This window comes from Mesorhizobium sp. M1399 (genome assembly GCF_040317735.1).
Taxonomy (GTDB): domain Bacteria; phylum Pseudomonadota; class Alphaproteobacteria; order Rhizobiales; family Rhizobiaceae; genus Mesorhizobium.
The window spans coordinates 1-796 of sequence record NZ_JAMYKZ010000076.1 but is presented as its reverse complement, the minus strand read 5'-3'; the positions used below and the strand labels follow the sequence as shown (position 1 = coordinate 796).

Here is a 796-nt window from a genome sequence, read left to right as displayed (position 1 = left end):
AGCCACACGCAACGAGTCTGCGCGAATTCAGCGCATGGCTTCGGACGCAGCCCCAGGGCCGGACACTGGGCGGCCTGCTTGACGCTCCTGGCAACCCTGACGACCCCAATGGGTTGACTGGCCGCGCGAACGCGTTTGCGCATCAGTCTGGCGACGCCCTAATCAACGCTGCATTGGCGGCGGTCCAGCGGGTGCGCGCCGGGAACGTCGACGAGCACCTCTTTTCCCAGCTCACGAAGGTGATGAACGACGCCAGGGAAAGGAATCCTGACGTCGCTGCATCCAATACCGTCGTGCACTGGGTAACCGCCCTGCGAAAGTTCAGCGTCTGGCTTCAGCCCAGGAACCTGACGGTGGCCAGCCTGGTTGATGACCCTGGTGCGTTGAATGTCCGTGCGGAGCAGTATGCGAACGAGGGTGGCGACCGACGTGTCAATGCCGCCGTGGAGGTCCTGCTGGATTGGCGCGCCGGAATCGACCCAAGCCTTTTTCGCGCTCGTCCTTATGCCGAAGACAAGGATTTCCTCGAGCAGCTCGCGGCCGAGGGGGACGATTCCCTAAACCGGAATGCACCGGCACTCAGGCAGTTTTCTGCGTGGCTCCGAAAATTCAAAAGGCCATCCATCGCTTCTCGGTATCTAACCGGATCGATGGACGACGACCTTCAAGAGTACGGGGAAAAACTCGGTGCTAACCGACTCTCCAAGCTCGCCACGGCACTGTCTGATCTCCCGAGGCTCGCGCCTGGCGGTGAAGAAGTCAGAGGAGTTGGAGCGCGGCCCGGCCGCCCTAGTAC

1 protein-coding gene is annotated in these 796 nt (G+C 61.9%); it reads left to right on the top strand.

Going from position 1 to position 796, the window contains the following annotated elements:
* A partial coding sequence (locus NKH05_RS32980) for a hypothetical protein (RefSeq protein ID WP_353017963.1) occupies window positions 1-796 on the top strand: 796 nt, incomplete at both ends.